The sequence below is a fragment of the Rhizobium sp. ARZ01 genome (assembly GCF_014851675.1).
Classification (GTDB): Bacteria; Pseudomonadota; Alphaproteobacteria; order Rhizobiales; family Rhizobiaceae; genus Mycoplana.
Genome location: NZ_JACVAE010000001.1, coordinates 2,354,223 through 2,371,568, shown reverse-complemented (window position 1 = coordinate 2,371,568; position 17,346 = coordinate 2,354,223). Strand labels below are relative to the sequence as shown.

The following is a 17,346-nucleotide window of genomic DNA, read 5'->3' as shown; positions in this document are numbered from 1 at the left end:
GTAAGGGCATCTCGGCTAAAAAATTCGCGGGGAATAGTCAATGCCCAATATATAGATCAGCACGGCTTGTTTATCGGACGCCGTCATAATCCGTTTAATAACGTAATCAATGTACTGGCAGTCTAATATCGTATGATAAGGCGGCGTGGGACATCGGATCGCCGCGGCAGAAGGGGAAGCTTATGATCACTCCGGTTATATTATGCGGTGGCGCGGGAACGCGCCTCTGGCCTTTGTCCCGTAAGAGCTTTCCCAAGCAATTTACTCCTCTTGTCGGGAAAGAGAGCCTTTTTACCGCGTCCGTGCGCCGGCTCAACGCGCCAGGCTACAGCGCGCCGATCGTGGTGGCCGGGCCGGATTTCAGGTTCATCGTCAAGGAACAGCTTGCCGCCGCCGGCGTGACGGATTCGGAAATAATGATCGAGCCGGATGGCCGCAACACGGCTCCGGCCATCCTGGCAGCCGCATTGCAATTGGCCGGGCGCGACATCGATACCCTCATGCTGGTCGTGCCGTCCGACCACTTGATCTCGGACGCCGATGCTTTTCGTGCTGCTGTCATGCGCGGTGTACCCGCCGCAGAGGCCGGGCAGATCGTCACGTTCGGCATTTCGCCGACACGTCCGGAAATTGGATTCGGCTGGCTCGAGCCCGACAATTCGGTAGAGGGACCGGCGGCGCCGCTCCGCCGGTTCGTTGAAAAGCCGAACCTGTTAGACGCGCAGGCAATGCTGGAGAGCGGGCACTTCCTCTGGAATTCGGGAATATTCCTGTTCTCTGCGAGAAGCATCCTGGAAGCGTTCGACCGACATGCGGCGGACATGGTGCCGCCAGTGCGACATGCGCTGGATAATGCCACGGCGGATATCGGCTTCCTGAGACTCGATCCCGAGGCGTGGGATGCCGTGATTCCCATCTCGATCGATTATGCCATCATGGAGCAAAGCGAGAACCTGTCAGTCGTGAGCTATTCGGGGCACTGGAGCGATCTCGGCGGTTGGGATGCCGTCGCGCGCGAGATGCCGGCGGATCCGGAAAGCGGCGTCGTCACTGCGGGAGCGGCGACGGCGATCGAGTGCCGCAATTCCCTGATCCGATCCGAAAGCGAGGGCGTGGAAATCGTCGGCGTCGGCCTAGACAACATCATCGCCGTCGCCATGAACGATGCCGTGCTGGTGGCTGATCGCAGCCGCGTGCAGGACGTGAAAAAGGCTGTCGTGGCCTTGAAGGAAAAAGGGGCGCGTCAGGCCGAGACGTTCCTGCGCGACCATAGGCCTTGGGGCTGGTTTGAAACCCTGGCCTTGGGTGATCGCTTCCAGGTCAAGCGCATCGTCGTGCATTCCGGTGCCGCGCTGTCCTTGCAAAGCCATATGCACCGTTCGGAACACTGGATTGTCGTATCCGGTACCGCGCGCGTTACGATCGACGACGCAGTAAGGCTCGTGACCGAAAACCAGTCCGTCTACATTCCGCTCGGGGCCCGGCATCGGATGGAGAATCCCGGGAAGATGCCGATGGTTTTGATCGAAGTGCAGACCGGCGCCTATTTGGGGGAAGACGATATCATCCGCTATGAGGACGTCTATTCGCGAGGCCAGGGCGCAAAAGGATAACCCCTTTTGCCGTTGGCGGGGTGCGACCCGGGGCCGCTTTATTGCGCCAGCAGGGAGTAGAAGCGGTCGCGTGCATCTGCCACGTAACGACTGCTGTCGAACGGTGGGAAGGTGAGCTCGCTGCGCAGGTAGCGTAGCATGCCTTGGCTTAGCCCTTCCTCCGAGTTTTCCACCAGCAACCCGTGCCCGTCCTTTAGCACGTCGCACGGGCCGACGACGTTGGTAGATATGGCGGGTTTTCCGAGATGAAGGGCCTCCAGCAGGACGATACCCTGACCCTCGTAATTCGACGAAAAGACGAAGCAGTCGGAGATCACGATATAGGGAATGGGATTTGCCACCATGCCGATCAGCTTCACGGCATGGGAAAGGCCGAGGCCATCGATCTGGATTTGCAACTCAACTAGCAGCGGCCCGCCGCCGACGATCATGAGCTTGGTATCCGGATATTGCCGATGAACGCGCGCAAAGGCGTTGATGAGCTTGCTGTGGCCCTTTTCGGGAGACAGGCGACCGACAGTGACGAACGTTCTGGAGCCGGAGGCCCAACCTGCGATGTCCTCAGGAACAGGTTCCCGGCTTTTCTGATCGATTTCCTCGGGCACAATGAGGTTGTGGCACGATACGAAGGCGTCCTCGGCGACCCCGGCGATACGCGCTGTGTTTTGCATGTTCAGGTCGGACACGCTGTCACAGGGCGAGATCAGCCTGTCATAGTGGCGATAGAGGTTGATCATGCCCTTGAGGTAGGGGAACCGCGTGACGCGCTCATTTTCCATGTCGTTGTGTAGAAAGATCAACCGCGAGATATCCCGCGGACTTCCGATACCCAGGAGCATCCCCCAAAGCCGGGTATATCCCTCGAAGTTGACGATGGCCGAAAAGCTCGCTTCTCCGAAAACGCGCCGGAACTCTCTTGCCATCGAATGTTCCATGATCGCCCACATCTCCGCGGCCGGAAGCTCGTTTTTCTCGATGAACCGATCGAAGATCCACTGTTCCTCGGGGGTTCTCGATGTGCCGCCTGTCCGCCCGAGGATCTGCACATGAGCGGATAGCTGGTCAACCTTGGCAATATTCTCGTGCTGCTTGCCGACCGGGTCCGCATCAATCACGATCACGGCTCGCACCTCCTGCGGAGCGAGGGAATTGAGCAGACTGATGATGGACGAGGTAATGCCGTTCGGTATGAACGGTCCCGCGAAGAACAGGACCGCCGGCCTGTCCGGCCGCAGTTCCACGTCATGCGATCTGTCGCCGTGGAAAAAGAAGTCGATCGTGCGTCGTGTCGCCTTTCCGTCTTCATGGGGATAGTAAAGATGGGCGGCTTCGTCGGAATGGCGCTGCGGATGTTCGATGGACCTTATGACCTCGTCCATGCTTCTGATGATGACGCCGGGCAATATCGTGACATCGAGAGAAAAGCCGCGCTCGGATGCATACTCATCAAGGTCATAGCAATAATAGGTTATACTTTGATTTTTCGGCATGAAATCGAATGCGATGCTGGAATAGTCGGTCACGAGGTGATCGACCACCGCAAGCAGGTCGTTGGTATCGATCTCGGGAGGAACGGGCTTGATGGCCAGATCCATTGTTCCCAGCAGCCCTTCAATCATGCTGTGGCCCCGGAAGAGAACATTGAAATCCAGTTTTCCCAGTTGTTGTAAATCCTGGACCAGCCGGTCCGTGTCCAGTTGCTTGTTGCCAAGGGTGCCTCGCCAGGTCGGGGCATAGAGCACCGTTCGCTTCTCCGGATCGAGCCCCAATGCCTGTGAAAGCTCCTTCTTCTGAGCTGGCGTCATGTTGAGAGTACGGTCGACGCGAGGATAGCCGGTTTCCGCCAGCCGGCCTGCGAACAACCCGGCGACGTCATAGTCTTCCATCAGGCTATCGGACGTATGCCGATTCGGTGAGATCATGTGGCTGGCCTGCAGGAAATTCCTCGCAGCATTCCTGTGCTCCATGAACTCGCCCTTGATGTGCCTGCCCAGGGTCTTTATCGGGACACCATGCCAAGTGTTGAGGTATTGCTGGCCGTCACGACGGTTGAAATATGCCGGAAAGGTATTGTTGTTGATGAGGTATTTCGCCGTCGCAAGATGGCGGCGATATCCGCTGGATTCCCTTTTCACGACGCAGACGCGGGCATCCGACGCGAGGTGCGCGGGCAGGCGCGAGGTGTCGTTCAGCACCACGATGAAACGATAATCCCGAAAAAAGTCCTCCTTGACGACCTGCTCAAGGATGGCGCGGGGATTGCAGCTGATTGAGGCGCCGTGAAAACTCTCGAAAAGGATCGCGTTCCCCCAAAGCGGTAGGGTTTCCGAGAATTCCACATATTCCGTCGACGGCGTGGGGCGCTTGAAGGTGGGGGTGTTGCCGACCCCGAACGGCCGTCGAAGGATCCGTGATTCGATGAAAGCCGCTGCGGCCGCTTCCAACCTGCCGGACTTCGCGAGGCAGAAGCCCTGGCGAAAGAACAGTTTTGCGGGATAAGCCGAACTGTTGTCGATGGCCGCTGCGTAATGCGCCGCAGCATTGTTCCAATCGCCGATTTCCTCGAATGCGACTGCAAGCTCCTCGTGCGCCGCTCCATCATAGGCGGTGCGGCGCACGAGGAGCTTGAGACGGTCGATCGTCTGCATGATATCGTCGAAGGACCGTGGCGTTGCCGCGTTATCGTTGGCGGATGGTTGGAATGCGAAATCCGCCCGTGCCAGGAACGCCGACACCGCTTGCTCCCATCGGTCTGCCTTCGCAAGCACCGAACCAAGCCGATAGCTCCAATAGTACGGCGGCTCCTCGCTCGCTTCTATCGCCGCCGTGTAGGCGGCGGCAGCCAGCTCCAGTTGGTTCGACCGTTCCAGCACGAAGCCCAGACGATAATGCCAGCTGTCCCTGGCAGGATCGAGGGAGAGCGCATGCCTGTAGGCCTCTATCGCCGCCGGCCAATTGTAGTTCCTATCGTGGGCCATACCCAGCCGATAGTGAAGCTCGGCATCGGAAGGGCTCTCAAGCGATTGGCGCGCAAAACAGGCGGCTGCCATCTCCCAGTTCTCGGTGCGCTGATAGAAGATGCCGACGCCGTACCTCGATACCTGCAGCGTCTTATCGAGTTCAACCGCCTTCTTGTAGGCAGCGTCGCGTGTGTCGACATCACCTGCCGAATGAGCCGCTCTACCGAGCTGGAAAAACCATGCCGCGTCCGTATTTTGCAGGGCGACGGCCGAGCGATAGGCTTCTACGGCCTCGTCCGGTTTGCCCATCGCCTCCAGGGCTTCGCCCAGGCGAAAATGGAGGGACGCACTTCCTGGCGTGAGTTCCACCGCCCGTCGTAGAGACGAAACCTCCTGCCAGCATTTCTTCTGGTTACGGCGCACCTCCGCCAAACGGCTGTGATACGCACCGATCTCAGGGGAGCGCTGGATGGCAGCCTCGTAAGCGGCCGCGGCCTCCGTAAAAAGCTTTAGTTCTTGGAGACATTTCCCGCGGGAGTAGTGCCAAGATGCCCGCGAGTGATCGAGCCCTGTCGCTGTATCATAGAAGAAAAGGGCATCGCCATAGGCTTTGCGATGTAGGAGAAGGGATGCGATCCTGGCATTCCACCCGGGATGATCAGGCCTGATGGCGAGAGCGCGGCGAAAGAGCCATTCCGCCGCGGCCGGCATCCTCACGCTCTGAAGAAAATCGCCAAATATATAAAAAGAATAAGCTGCTATCGCTCGCATTGCTACCCAAACCATCCATGCACCAGACCGTAAAGGTAGTAGCTACTCGCAGCTTTTAAGACAAGGCTTCATCTCCGTGTTGTCTTGGGCTTTTATTTTGTTGAGAGAGAATGACCTGGCCGCACTGCGGCCCCAGGATGATACTTGTTCCGCCTGTGAACATGGGCTAGCTAGTCGCCCGCGTTGGCGTGGCGGGTTGAGTGGATTTTCTGGCCGATCGACGCCTCTTCGCCGTCGCGCGGTGGGCGATATTTCGATTTCTATAGTTTTAGGTGGGAGGGGGACTTGATCAAAAAACAAACGGCGACGATCGTGAATGTCACGGCGGGACAGAGAGCCATTTTAAGCTCCCAGTCCCGATGGTCGACACCAGACGACGAAACCGTCGTTTTCGAGAACTCCGGCAGGAATTTCTCTTTTCATACAGAAAAGAGCGACTTCCCGTATCTCATTGTGGATCTTGAGGGCGTTCATGCCATAGAGAATATAAAACTATTCAATCGCAAGGATGGATTTCAATTCTGCGCACGCAGCATCATCGTAGAAATCTCGATGGATGGGCGGAGTTGGGAGATCATCCATTCGGGAACGGTTCTCTGGGAATCTGCTTTCGTCCTTCCCTTGTCGGGCGCCATGCAAGCCCGCTATGTGCGGCTGCGCTTGAACGAGCGGCAATACTTTCATCTCGAGAAAGTTGAAGTCAATGCCCGGGTATTTTCGGAGTACGGAGGACCTGTAGTGGTCGCAAACCGGGCGGATGGTTTGGGCGAGCGCCTGAACGCGATGCTCAATGCCCTTTGGATGAGCGAACTCTGCGGTGCAGGTTTTCGATTCACCTGGAGCGACCGCTTGGTGGATGACATGACGCACGCCATTGTGCCGGCAACGCGCATGTTCAGTAAAGAATTCCTCGCGGCTCATCTCATTCCCCCACGGGACGGCGAGGGTATCTGGCCCCTGACAGAAATGAAGCGCTCCTTTGACGATATTCGCTGGACGTTATCGCAAACAGGCATGATCGCCAGCCCTCGCGCCATTCTGACTGATGTGGTTTCCGGCGTTCCGGATATGGATTCCGTGTCCGCAATGCAGCGGGCATTCGATAGAATCGAATTTTCGAGTGAGGTGAAACACGCGATATCGGTTGCGCAAAATACGGAGATAAAGCCTAGATCAGTCGCACTTCATCTGAGAAGTGGGGATATAATCTTTGGAGAATATCGCAAGTATCTGAACTATACCTATAAGGGGCTAACACTACCGATAGCAAAGAAAATCGTGCGTCATTTTGTCGACCAAGGAAGGGACGTCTATTTATTCGGACAAGATTCCGAAAGCATAGCGCATATTGCGCATTCGTGCGGCTGTATCGATAGCGATACGCTGAACAGCATAGAAACCGGAAAGATGGAGCGTCATCAAAGAGCTATTTATGACATCGTCCTGCTTTCACGTTTCGAGACGATCGTCGGCGGCAGCAGCGGCTTTTTACGCCAGGCTTCGGCGATCGGGGGCAGCAAGATCGTCAATCCGCAACAGCTTTTCTCGGAATCAGTTCAGCATCTAGCATCGATCTCCGACCTTGCCAAACATGCGTCGATCTATCATCCGATGCATGTAGCTTTCGGATATTGGTATGCTTTTTTCTATGGCCGAAAAAATCGTCAGAGCGGCGAGAATATTGCCGTTTTGGAAAAGGCGATCGAGTTCGATCCGGATAATGAACTCTATTATTACGTACTTTCGTCCTTGCTTGCCCAAAACGGGGATAATCATCGCAGCAGTAACGTTCTACGCGATCTTTTCGAGGCACGGCACGCTAGCGGAAATCTGAAAATCATGTTTAGAATATTCACGGCGCGAACGTTAGGGAAATACAACATTTCCGAATTTTTCAAGCCGATAGAGAATCTTGCCGCGTCCGGAAGCTTTTTCCATGCAGCATTGATTTGCGCCCTTGAGAAGAGCCGGAATAATCCTGCGGCTGCAGAGAAAAATCTGGATTTTTGCAAGCAGGCCGCCGTTCCGAATGTCGCCCTAAAAGATGCTGTTCTGAATTTGCTGGCGTTATGATGCCGTGAGGAGATCCGCGGCTGCCTAGTCTACAGCCACCCTGTCAATCCGGTGCCGACATAAAGGTCTCAATTCCGCCGGCTATTTCCAAGGCATCCACTTGAACTTTCATCCGGTGGTGACTAGAGCCTAGCGAAGGCGATCTTAAAGCTTGTGCGTATTTGCACCACTTCGGGAAGGACAGGCATCGCAATGACAAGAACAGCTCTCATTACCGGCATTACCGGGCAGGACGGGTCCTACTTGGCAGAGCTGCTGCTTGAAAAAGGGTATGAGGTTCACGGGATCAAGCGGCGCAGCTCGATTTTCAACACGCAGCGCATCGACCATCTCTATCAGGATCCGCATGATTCAGGCCTTAAGCTCCATTTGCACTACGGTGACTTGAGCGACACTTCGAACCTGACACGTATTATCAAGGAAGTGGAGCCGGACGAGGTCTACAATCTTGGCGCTCAGTCCCATGTCGCGGTGAGCTTCGAATCGCCGGAATACACCGCCGATGTCGATGGATTGGGAACATTGCGCCTTCTGGAGGCCATCCGTTTTCTTGGACTAGAAAAGAAAACGCGGTTCTATCAGGCATCCACTTCCGAGTTGTATGGTCTGGTTCGGGAAATCCCGCAGCGGGAAACGACACCTTTCCATCCGCGTTCACCCTATGCGGTCGCTAAACTGTATTCCTATTGGATTACCGTAAATTACCGTGAAGCCTACGGAATGTATGCTTGTAACGGCATTCTCTTCAACCACGAATCGCCGAGGCGTGGAGAGACTTTCGTGACAAGGAAGATCACGCGCGGTCTCGCAAACATTTCTCAAAGCCTAGAGAACTGCCTTTACATGGGCAATCTCGACTCTCTGCGAGACTGGGGCCATGCCAAAGACTATGTGCGCATGCAGTGGATGATGCTCCAGAAAGATGAGCCCACCGATTACGTCATCGCAACCGGAAAGCAGTATTCTGTTCGCGAGTTCATACTTTGGTCTGCAACGAGGCTCGGGATAGAACTTATCTTCGAAGGCAGCGGCATCGATGAAATCGGTGTGGTTCGGTCTGTACAGAGCAATGATCTACCTGGTGTTAAGCCTGGGGACGTGATCGTCAAGATAGATCCCAGATACTTCCGTCCTGCCGAAGTGGAAACTCTGCTTGGCTATCCAGCAAAGGCCGAAAAGGAACTCGGCTGGAAGCCGGAAATAACCGCTCAGGAAATGTGTGAGGAGATGGTCGATCACGACCTGGTGGTGGCAAAACGCCACGCTTTCCTTAAGACGCACGGCCATTCTGTGCCTTTCTCGGTCGAAACGTCGCGGTAGGAAGGCTATGAAGCTTTTTCTCAGTGGCGGCTCGGGAATGGTCGGCAGGAACATCCTTGAGCATCCGGATGCCGGTCAGCATACGATCCTTGCTCCGCGGAGAGCGGAGCTTGACCTGCTGGACGAGAATGCGGTTCATGATTTTCTGGCTAGCCACAAGCCAGATATCGTGATCCACGCAGCGGGTACCGTTGGCGGAATCCAGGCGAATATGGCCGCACCGGTTAGATTTCTCAGCGACAATCTCAAGATGGGCATGAATGTGCTGTTGGGCGCCCGGCGGGCGGAGATACCCAAGCTGCTCAATATTGGCAGTTCATGCATGTATCCTCGCGCGGCAACGAACCCGCTTCGTGAAGAAACCATTTTGTGTGGCGAGTTGGAGCCGACCAACGAGGGATATGCACTCGCAAAGATCACGTGTGCCCGCCTTTGCGAATATATCAACAAGGAAGCGCCCTCGTTTCTCTACAAGACGATCATCCCATGCAATCTGTATGGTCGCTATGATAATTTCGATCCGCAAAAGTCGCATATGATCCCCGCAGTGGTACGCAAGATCTCCGAGGCTGTCGAAGCGAAGGCTGATATGGTTGATATATGGGGTACCGGCGAAGCCCGCCGTGAATTCATGTATGCTGGGGATCTGGCAGACTTTGTATTTGCGGCTATCGCGCGCTTCTCAGACCTGCCTCAGAACCTGAATGTTGGCCTCGGCCATGACCACAGCATCCTGGATTATTACCGCACGATCGCCAAGGTCTTGGGATTCAGCGGCAAATTTGTCCATGATCTGTCAAAGCCGCAAGGCATGAACCAGAAACTCGTCGACATCACCGGGCTTGAAGCTTTCGGCTGGAAAGCAACGACATCGCTTGAGAGTGGCATCGCGCAAACTTACAACTTTTATAAGAACGGGAACACTCAATGATCGATCTAGCCCTGGCAACAGATACGTGGGATTACGAAGAATTTTCGGCAATTCAGCGCGTAATCGAGTCGCGTATGTTTTCAATGGGGCCGGAGGTTGCTGCCTATGAACGTCAGTTTGCGGAATTCTTCGGATCCAAATATTCGGTGATGGTCAGTTCAGGTTCGACCGCGAACCTACTGATGGTGGCTGCGCCGTTCTTCACCAAGACCCCAAAATTCCAGAAGGGGGATGAAATTATCGTCCCAGCGGTATCCTGGTCGACGACCTATTACCCCTTCCACCAATATGGCCTGAAGCTTGTTTTCGTCGATGTTGATCCCCACACCCTGAATTTGGATCTGGCAAAGCTGCCTGCCGCGATAACAGAGCGCACCAGGGCGATTTGCCTCGTTAATCTGCTAGGCAATCCGAACGATTTCGCCGCGGTGAAGACGATTATTGGAGACCGAGATATTCTCGTGCTTGAAGACAATTGCGAGTCGATGGGTGCGACGTTCGAAGGGCGTCAGGCCGGCACATTTGGCCTGATGGGTACGTTTAGTTCGTTTTATTCTCATCATATCGCGACCATGGAAGGCGGCTGCGTCGTCACTGACGACGAAGAAATCTACCACATCCTGCTTAGCTTGCGCGCTCACGGGTGGACGCGTAACCTGCCGAAGTTCAACCATGTTACGGGTGAGAAGAGCGACGACCCGTTCGAGGAATCGTTCAGGTTTGTATTGCCTGGCTACAATGTCCGCCCGCTGGAAATGAGTGGCGCGATCGGCAGGGAGCAGTTGAAAAAGCTTCCCGGCTTCATTGACAACCGAAAGCTCAACGGCAGGCATTTCCAGGAAATATTCAGCAACCATCCTTTCCTGCAGATCCAGGAAGAAATCGGTGAAAGCAGTTGGTTCGGCTTTGCTATGACCGTGCGTCAGGATGCAAGCGTTACTCGCGCAGAACTTCTCCAGAGGCTTCGCGATCAGAATGTCGACGTCAGGCCGATCGTCGCCGGGAACTTTGTGAAGAACCCAGTTATCAAGTATTTCGAGTATGCGGTCGCGGGCAATCTGGAAGCTGCAGAGCGCATCGACACAGACGGTTTCTTCATCGGCAACCATCAGACAGACATCCGTGACAAACTGGATGCCGTCAGGGCGTTGTTGAGCTAAGTTACTAGGAAGCAATAGACAACGGGCTTTGAGGACGCCTCGGTAAGTCATCTTCATACACTGGCTGGACTCGCCTTTCACGATGCCTCATCGACTATGGATGCTACCAATAATGATGTTTGGGAATAAGAAGAAGCAGGTTATATCGGTTCGGACTGATGGCTTGGGCGCGCGCCTTACCGCGATGATTCATGGCATGTACGTCGCTGAAGAGTTAGATCTACGGTAATCCCCCCGTTTTTAGCGGGGCCGATCAGTAGAATTTACGCTGCCATTTTCAGTTTCTGCCTCGGCGTGATGCCGCCGATGGCCATATTGGGTCGGTCGATCCTGCACCTCCTTGATTGTTTCGAAGATAGAACAACCCAGCCATTCATGCCGGACCGTCCGGTTATAGCGCTCGATGTAAGCGTTCTGCTGCGGCTTTCCCGGCTGAATGTGCACGATGGTGATGTTGCGCTTCTCGGCCCACGCCATCAGCGTGCCGCTGATATATTCAGGGCCGTTATCGACACGAATTATACCCGGCTTGCCACGCCACTCGATGATGCGGTTGAGGGATCGAACGACCCGCTCGGCTGGCAACGAGAAATCGACCTCGATACCACGCCCCTCGCGGTTGAAGTCGTTGAGGACGTTCAGAGTTCGGAACGAGCGACCGTCAGCGAGTTGGTCCGCCATGAAATCCATCGACCAGGTCCGGTTGGGTCGTTCCGGCACTGCCAGCGGTTCGGGCCGCTCCCGGATCAGACGCTTCCTGGGCTTGATCCTAAGGTTCAGTTCCAGTTCGCGATAGATACGGTAAACCCGCTTGTGGTTCCATCCGAAGCCCTTGATGTTGCGCAGATAAAGGAAGCATAGGCCGAAACCCCACGCCTTCCGGGCTGCCGTCAATCGCAACAGCCAGTCGGCAATTTCTTTGTTCTCGCTGCCGAGCTTGCGTCCATAGCGATAGCAGGTCTGGCTGATCGAGAACGTCCGGCACGCGAATGCCACGCTGACGTCATGGTTCCGAACGGCTGTCACGGCCATCTCCTTGCGTTGAGATGGCTTCAACGCTTTTTTCCAAGAGCTTCCTTCAGAAGATCGTTTCGCGTGCTCAGTTCCGCATACATCTTCTTCAGCCGTCGGTTCTCGTCCTCCATGCTCTTCATTTGGCTGACCATGGACGCAGCCGTGCCTGCCATTTGTAGAAGCTGGCATCGCTCATGCCATGCTCCCGGCACAACTGTGCGACCGGAATGCCATCCTCCGCCTGTGGTCTGCCCCCATCGGGTGATCCGGGTTTAATGTTAGTGCATGCTTGGTTGGGCTGCCACTGCCGGAGTTGACGCCGGGCCATTCTGGCGGGGCCATACGGTGGCTTCGGGTGCCGGTGCTTCGTAGCCTAAGGATGAGTGAGGACGTACGGAGTTGTAGTGCTGCCGCCAACTTTCGATGATGATCTTTGCCTCCTTGAGCGTGTAGAAGATTTCTCCGTTGAGCAGCTCGTCCCTGAGCTTTGAGTTGAAGCTTTCGCAGTAGCCGTTTTCCCAGGGACTGCCCGGCATAATGTACGCCGTCTTGGCACCGACCAGCGCAATCCACTCCCTCAAAGCCTTGGCGACGAATTCCGGCCCATCGGAGACACATCGATGACATCCACCGCCTTCAGCTTTCTCTCGACCCTGATGGCAATGCATTCTCGTGTGAACTCGTCGATCACGTTCAGCATGCGGATTTTCCTTCCGTTGTGGGTGCGGTCCTCGACGAAATCGTAGGACCAGACATGGTTGGTGTGCTCCGGCTGAAGCCGGATGCACGAGCTGTCGTTCAGCCAGAGCCGACCGCGCTTGGGTTGCCTGGAAGGAACTTTCAGCCGCTCACGACGCCATATCCGCTCGACCCGTTTGACGTTCACGATCCAACCTGCCTGGTGCAGCATCGCGGTGATGCGACGGTAGCCATAGCGGCCATATTGGAGGGCGAGCGCCGTGATGTCAGCGGTCAATGCCGCTTCATCATCCGGGGTCTTTGCGATTTTTGCGCTGCGTCGAACGATGCTGACCGAGAACCCGGCATGCCCGTCGTTCGGACACGCCCAGTTCTGCAGTGATATGATCCACGCATGCACGGCGGCGAGCGGGGCTTAAAAGTTTCCCCTGGCAGCCTCCGCCAAGATCATCTTGTCCAGGATCAGATCGGAAACCGCCCGGCGGAGACGAGCGTTCTCGGCCTCCAATTCCTTCAGGCGCTTTACCTGATCGCCCTTCAGGCCACCGTATTCTGCCCGCCAGCGGTAATAGGTAACTTCCGTCACGCCTATCGAACGGATCGCCTCCGCCATCGATTTGCCCTGTGCATTCAGCACATCAACCTGACGAAGCTTCGTGACGATCTCTTCTGCCTTGTGTCTTTTCGCTGCCATTTCAATGTCCTTCTTCGGCTCATAAGCCATACTTCACGAAGGATCACTTTTCAGGGGGGCAGACCAGCCTCAAACGCATCTACACGATGATCGAGGACGGGATCGCTGAAATGGACGACATCCTGCGTGAGCGCATCGCCTCGCTCAAGATCGACCGCGAGCGCATCCAGGCCTCCCTCGATCGCGCCCGGACACATGCCGTGCCTGCCTCGGATATCCCGCCCGCCGTCGTCGAAGAGTTCGGCAGAATGATGCGCGAGAATATTACCTCGGGCGACATCCCCTTCCGTGAGGCCTATATCCAGGCCGTCGTCGATCAGGTCCAGGTCGGGGACAGAGAGGTCAAGATCATCGGGAGCAAGGCCGCTATCCACCAGGCACTAACTGGCAGCAAAAAATTTTGGCCCGGTGTTCGCAGTTTTGAACGGAAATGGCGCACCCGACATGAGAATTGGTGAGCCATTGATCTTCACAGAAGTCAATAAATATTCAACGATCTCAATAGCATACACTAGACATCCGTTACGGCCTCCCTAGCACCGTGTACCTTGCGGTGTCAATTGCGTGTACCGTCGATGGTTGGCCAGAAGCCGCAGAGAGTGGCCGTGAAGGGTGTAACCTCGGGGGGCTGACGAAGGGCAGCTGCGGTGCGTGCGGGGGAGGCAGTGAGCTTACTAGCCCCGTGCCTAGTCGACTTGGCTGATCTCTAGCGACTGAACCGCTTCACGTTGAGGAACGGGCGGGTACACGACAGCAACTGATACTGGACGCTCGCCCGACAGAACTGAGGACAATGCATCGCGCATTCTCTTCTGCGCCACCTCCTCGTCTTGCCAGCCCTGTGGGGCATACGCCCCCCTAAGGACATGCAGTTGCTCAACGGGCCTACCCACTGCCTTCGATACTTCCGACAAGAGATATGCAACCTTGGTCTCAACTTGGTCGACCAGTCTCGGGACAGCCTCAGAATTCAGCCACATGGCATCGTCGAAAGTCTTCATCAAATCCGAGTATCGCTCCATTACGTTCTTATCGCCATAGAAGTGTACGGGCACCAAGTTCAACGCACCGACGAACTCGCTGTTCGTTGGATGGCGGCGGGTCTTCATCATCGTAACGAAAAGCTCTCTGCGCCCCTCGATTGTGGAAGACCTGCTCTGATGCCACAGAGTAATGCCCACCGCCACGATGGGGCCGACCAAAGTTGCAAGAACAACTGCCCAGTCAATGTTCGATAAGTCGATCATCCAGAATCTCCTGATGTTCTCTGAAAGTGAGAATTCATCCGAAGAAAAGCAAGCGGCGGCGGCGCATAAGAAGTTGAAAACACATTATCATCGGGAAAAACAGGCGTGCTCAAGCATTCCGCAACATCCTGAAGACGCTAGACCGGCTCACTCCGAGTTCCGTGACGATGGCGTCTACTGTCTTGCCTTCGGCCTTCAGCCTGCGAATGTCGTCAGCTTTCCGCCGTGCTGTAGGCGCGCGTCCCTGATACTTGCCGTCAGCCTTGGCCTTGGCGATGCCCTCCCTCTGCCGCTCCAGCATCAACTCCCGTTCAAACTCCGCGATGGAGCCGAGCAGGTTCAGCATCAGCTTGCCGGTGGGCGTACCTGTGTCGAGGTTCAACGCCAGCACCTTCAGCTCCACGCGCTTCGCCTTCAGCTTGCTGGTGATGTCCACGAGGTTGGGCATCGAGCGGGCGAGCCGGTCCAACTTTGTAACCACCAGTGTGTCGCCTTCACGAACATAGTCCAGTGCCCTCTCAAGCTCAGGACGCTTGGTGTCCACAGATGAGAGCTGCTCATTGAACACCTTGACGCAACCGGCTGCGGTCAGGTCGCGCAGCTGGGCCTCAAGTCCTGCGGTCTGGTCTGTGGTGGAGGTGCGGGCGTAGCCGATGATGGCGGATGTCATAGTGTCCTCTAGGTGCCAATAGCTTTTAAGAAGTTATGACACTATCAGTTCCAAAAGGCAACACCCACTCATGTGGCACTGTCAGCGGGACATTCCAGAGGGAGTCATACGGGCAGGGTCTATTGGCACCATCAGCAGCAGCGTCAGCTCTTCGTCCAGCATCTCGCCGGTCTTCACCTTCTCCTCAGCCACACACATGCCATCCTTGTGGATCGTGGGGAGGACTTAGCGGGTGACACAGCCTTAGCAAAGCCTGCCGTCTCCTTTGCGCCAGGAGGAGACGTTGTCGCACCTATTACTTCTGCGCGAGTTCGCAGCGTGGTAAGATTCTGGTTTCTTTCGGGTGGCGGGAGTGGAGGCAAAGCAACAACATTCGACGTTCGGATCATGATGGGAGTAACGAGCCATGCCATATCGTCGAGGCGCAGGACTTAGTCGCCGCGAGATGCTCCTGGCCGGGGCGTTCGCCCTCGCTGCGGCTGGCGAATTAACGACCCTGACCAATCTTGCAACCGCCCAAGGAAATGGCGCTACCTTCTCGACGGCAGAGTTGCGCGGACGAACCATCGAGCGGCGCGCGATCGAAGTTGCGATTTGGGGGATGCCGATCGTAAACTTTGACGCCATGCGCCAGGCATTCTTCCGCGATGCGAAGGCGGCGTATGGCGACATCATGTTTTGGTCCAGGCCGGGAAGCTGGAAGCTCCAGTGCCTAACCCCAAACACGAGCGTTCGGTATGTGTTGTCCTTTTTTAACACCCGCGAGACCGGGGCGCTGGTGTTCGAGGTGCCAGCGACTGGAGACGCTACGTTGAACGGCACGATCATCGACGCCTGGCAGGTTCCACTGACGGATGTTGGCATCGCTGGCGCTGACCAAGGCAAGGGTGGCAAGTATCTTTTTCTGCCGCCTGACCATTCCGGCGACCTACCGGCTGGATACATCGCCGTCCCGATGAAAACTTACAACGGCATGGCAGGCTTGCGAGTCATCATCAAAAGCGAAGACGAGGAGTCGGTCCGCAAAGCACTCGCCTACCTCCGTCAGGTCCACATCTATCCGCTCAGCAAGGCAGCTTCGCCGCCGCAATCGAACTTTATCGATATGGCCGACACGGTCTGGGACGCCATACCGCGGTTCGATGAAGGTTTCTACGCAAGCCTCGCCCGCATCTTGAGCGAGGAGCCGATGACGCCAGCTGATACCGGCATGATCTACGCATTGCGTTCGCTTGGCATCGAGAAAGGCAAAGAGTTTCAGCCCGACGTGGCGACCAGCGCTGCGTTGAGAGCGGCAGCTCAGGAGGCCCATGCCTGGTTCATGGACCGGCTCGTGACCTTCGGCGACCCCTATTGGCCAGAGGGGAAGTGGGACGTCGCAGTGCCACCCATCGGACCGCAGAGCGAGTTCACATGGGAGGCAGATGGGGTCTTGGACGTTGACGCCCGCGGCATCGCCTTTTACAGCTTCTTCGCTCCTCCCAAAAATCTCGGCGCTGGCCAGTTTTACTTGGCCGCGTACCTAGACGGGGCCGGTGAGCGGCTGCGCGGCGGTGATACATACCGCTTGAGAGTGCCTGGTGACGTGCCGGTCGATCAATTCTGGTCGGTTACCGTTTACGAACTCGCGACGTGCGCCCTCATCCGCAAGGTCGCCCGCCCGTCGATTGATTCCTTCGACACGAACGCGAAAAGGAACGCCGACGGTTCAATGGACGTCTATTTCGGTCCGAAGGCACCCAACGGCATGGAGGCGAACTGGGTTCCGACGGTCGACGGAAGCGATTGGTTCCCTTATTTCCGCCTCTTTGGTCCGCAGAGGCCGTTCTTTGCCAAGACTTGGCGATTGGGTGACATCGAAAAAATGAGCTGACCGCCCGATCGCTGCAAAGTGGGGCTGAGGTCCGCTGAGGGCCAATAGCTGACGTGAGTCACCAGCTTGTAGAACGGCAGTGCGACAGGCATGGCTGTGGCGGGGCTGATAGTGTCTTGCTCGTTCGAAGTGCGAGGGCCACCGGGGGGAAACTGCCGGTTCCGCTTATCTGATTGGGGGTCAGGAATGCGTGGCTCAAACATTCCGCCCCTCCCAGGCTTCATCGCTGCCAACATGAGCGGCAGGACCAGACGCTTTGCTGGTATGGTGAACGCGAGTGCTTATGCCTGATGGGAGGTCGTTGCGACGGGGTGGCGATTT

General features: G+C 56.2%; 10 protein-coding genes and 2 pseudogenes. 7 read left to right on the top strand and 5 right to left on the bottom strand.

Annotation, left to right across the window (positions count from 1 at the left end):
* The first annotated feature begins 182 nt into the window (after positions 1-182).
* Entirely contained in the window at positions 183-1,613 is a 1,431-nt protein-coding gene (locus tag IB238_RS11290; protein ID WP_192246235.1) for a mannose-1-phosphate guanylyltransferase/mannose-6-phosphate isomerase, read from the top strand.
* Positions 1,614-1,651: 38 nt separating this feature from the next.
* Here IB238_RS11290 and IB238_RS11285 read toward each other — a convergent pair whose 3' ends face one another.
* Positions 1,652-5,284 (bottom strand): CDP-glycerol glycerophosphotransferase family protein, encoded by a 3,633-nt coding sequence (locus tag IB238_RS11285; protein WP_281414440.1) that lies wholly within the window; start codon positions 5,282-5,284, stop codon positions 1,652-1,654.
* Between the two features lie 345 nt (positions 5,285-5,629).
* On the opposite strand from IB238_RS11285, the gene IB238_RS11280 reads away from it, so the two are divergent.
* The 4 genes from IB238_RS11280 to IB238_RS11265 all read left to right on the top strand — a co-directional run bounded on the left by IB238_RS11280 (position 5,630) and on the right by IB238_RS11265 (position 10,828).
* Complete coding sequence (locus IB238_RS11280; protein WP_192246231.1) at positions 5,630-7,417, top strand: discoidin domain-containing protein; 1,788 nt, start codon at positions 5,630-5,632, stop codon at positions 7,415-7,417.
* Positions 7,418-7,609: 192 nt separating this feature from the next.
* A complete protein-coding gene (gmd, locus tag IB238_RS11275; RefSeq protein ID WP_192246230.1) occupies positions 7,610-8,737 on the top strand; it encodes a GDP-mannose 4,6-dehydratase in 1,128 nt (375 codons plus the stop codon).
* A gap of 7 nt (positions 8,738-8,744) precedes the next feature.
* Positions 8,745-9,668, top strand: coding sequence for a GDP-L-fucose synthase (locus tag IB238_RS11270; protein WP_192246229.1), 924 nt, complete (start codon positions 8,745-8,747; stop codon positions 9,666-9,668).
* Entirely contained in the window at positions 9,665-10,828 is a 1,164-nt protein-coding gene (locus IB238_RS11265) for a DegT/DnrJ/EryC1/StrS family aminotransferase (RefSeq protein WP_192246228.1), read from the top strand. The genes IB238_RS11270 and IB238_RS11265 overlap by 4 nt, the downstream gene beginning before the upstream one ends.
* Before the next feature lie 263 nt (positions 10,829-11,091).
* Here IB238_RS11265 and IB238_RS11260 read toward each other — a convergent pair.
* Positions 11,092-12,119, bottom strand: a pseudogene (locus tag IB238_RS11260) (IS3 family transposase).
* A 1-nt stretch (position 12,120) separates the two neighbouring features.
* Positions 12,121-13,235 (bottom strand): annotated as a pseudogene (locus IB238_RS11255) (IS3 family transposase).
* Between the two features lie 110 nt (positions 13,236-13,345).
* Between IB238_RS11255 and IB238_RS11250 the strand changes: the two are divergent.
* A complete protein-coding gene (locus tag IB238_RS11250) occupies positions 13,346-13,693 on the top strand; it encodes a hypothetical protein (RefSeq protein WP_192246226.1) in 348 nt (115 codons plus the stop codon).
* A gap of 228 nt (positions 13,694-13,921) precedes the next feature.
* Here IB238_RS11250 and IB238_RS11245 read toward each other — a convergent pair whose 3' ends face one another.
* Entirely contained in the window at positions 13,922-14,482 is a 561-nt protein-coding gene (locus tag IB238_RS11245) for a DUF6680 family protein (protein ID WP_192246224.1), read from the bottom strand.
* A 109-nt stretch (positions 14,483-14,591) separates the two neighbouring features.
* Positions 14,592-15,152, bottom strand: coding sequence for a recombinase family protein (locus IB238_RS11240; protein ID WP_192246222.1), 561 nt, complete (start codon positions 15,150-15,152; stop codon positions 14,592-14,594).
* 406 nt (positions 15,153-15,558) lie between these two features.
* On the opposite strand from IB238_RS11240, the gene IB238_RS11235 reads away from it, so the two are divergent.
* A complete protein-coding gene (locus IB238_RS11235; RefSeq protein WP_192246220.1) occupies positions 15,559-17,025 on the top strand; it encodes a DUF1254 domain-containing protein in 1,467 nt (488 codons plus the stop codon).
* Positions 17,026-17,346 lie beyond the last annotated feature (321 nt).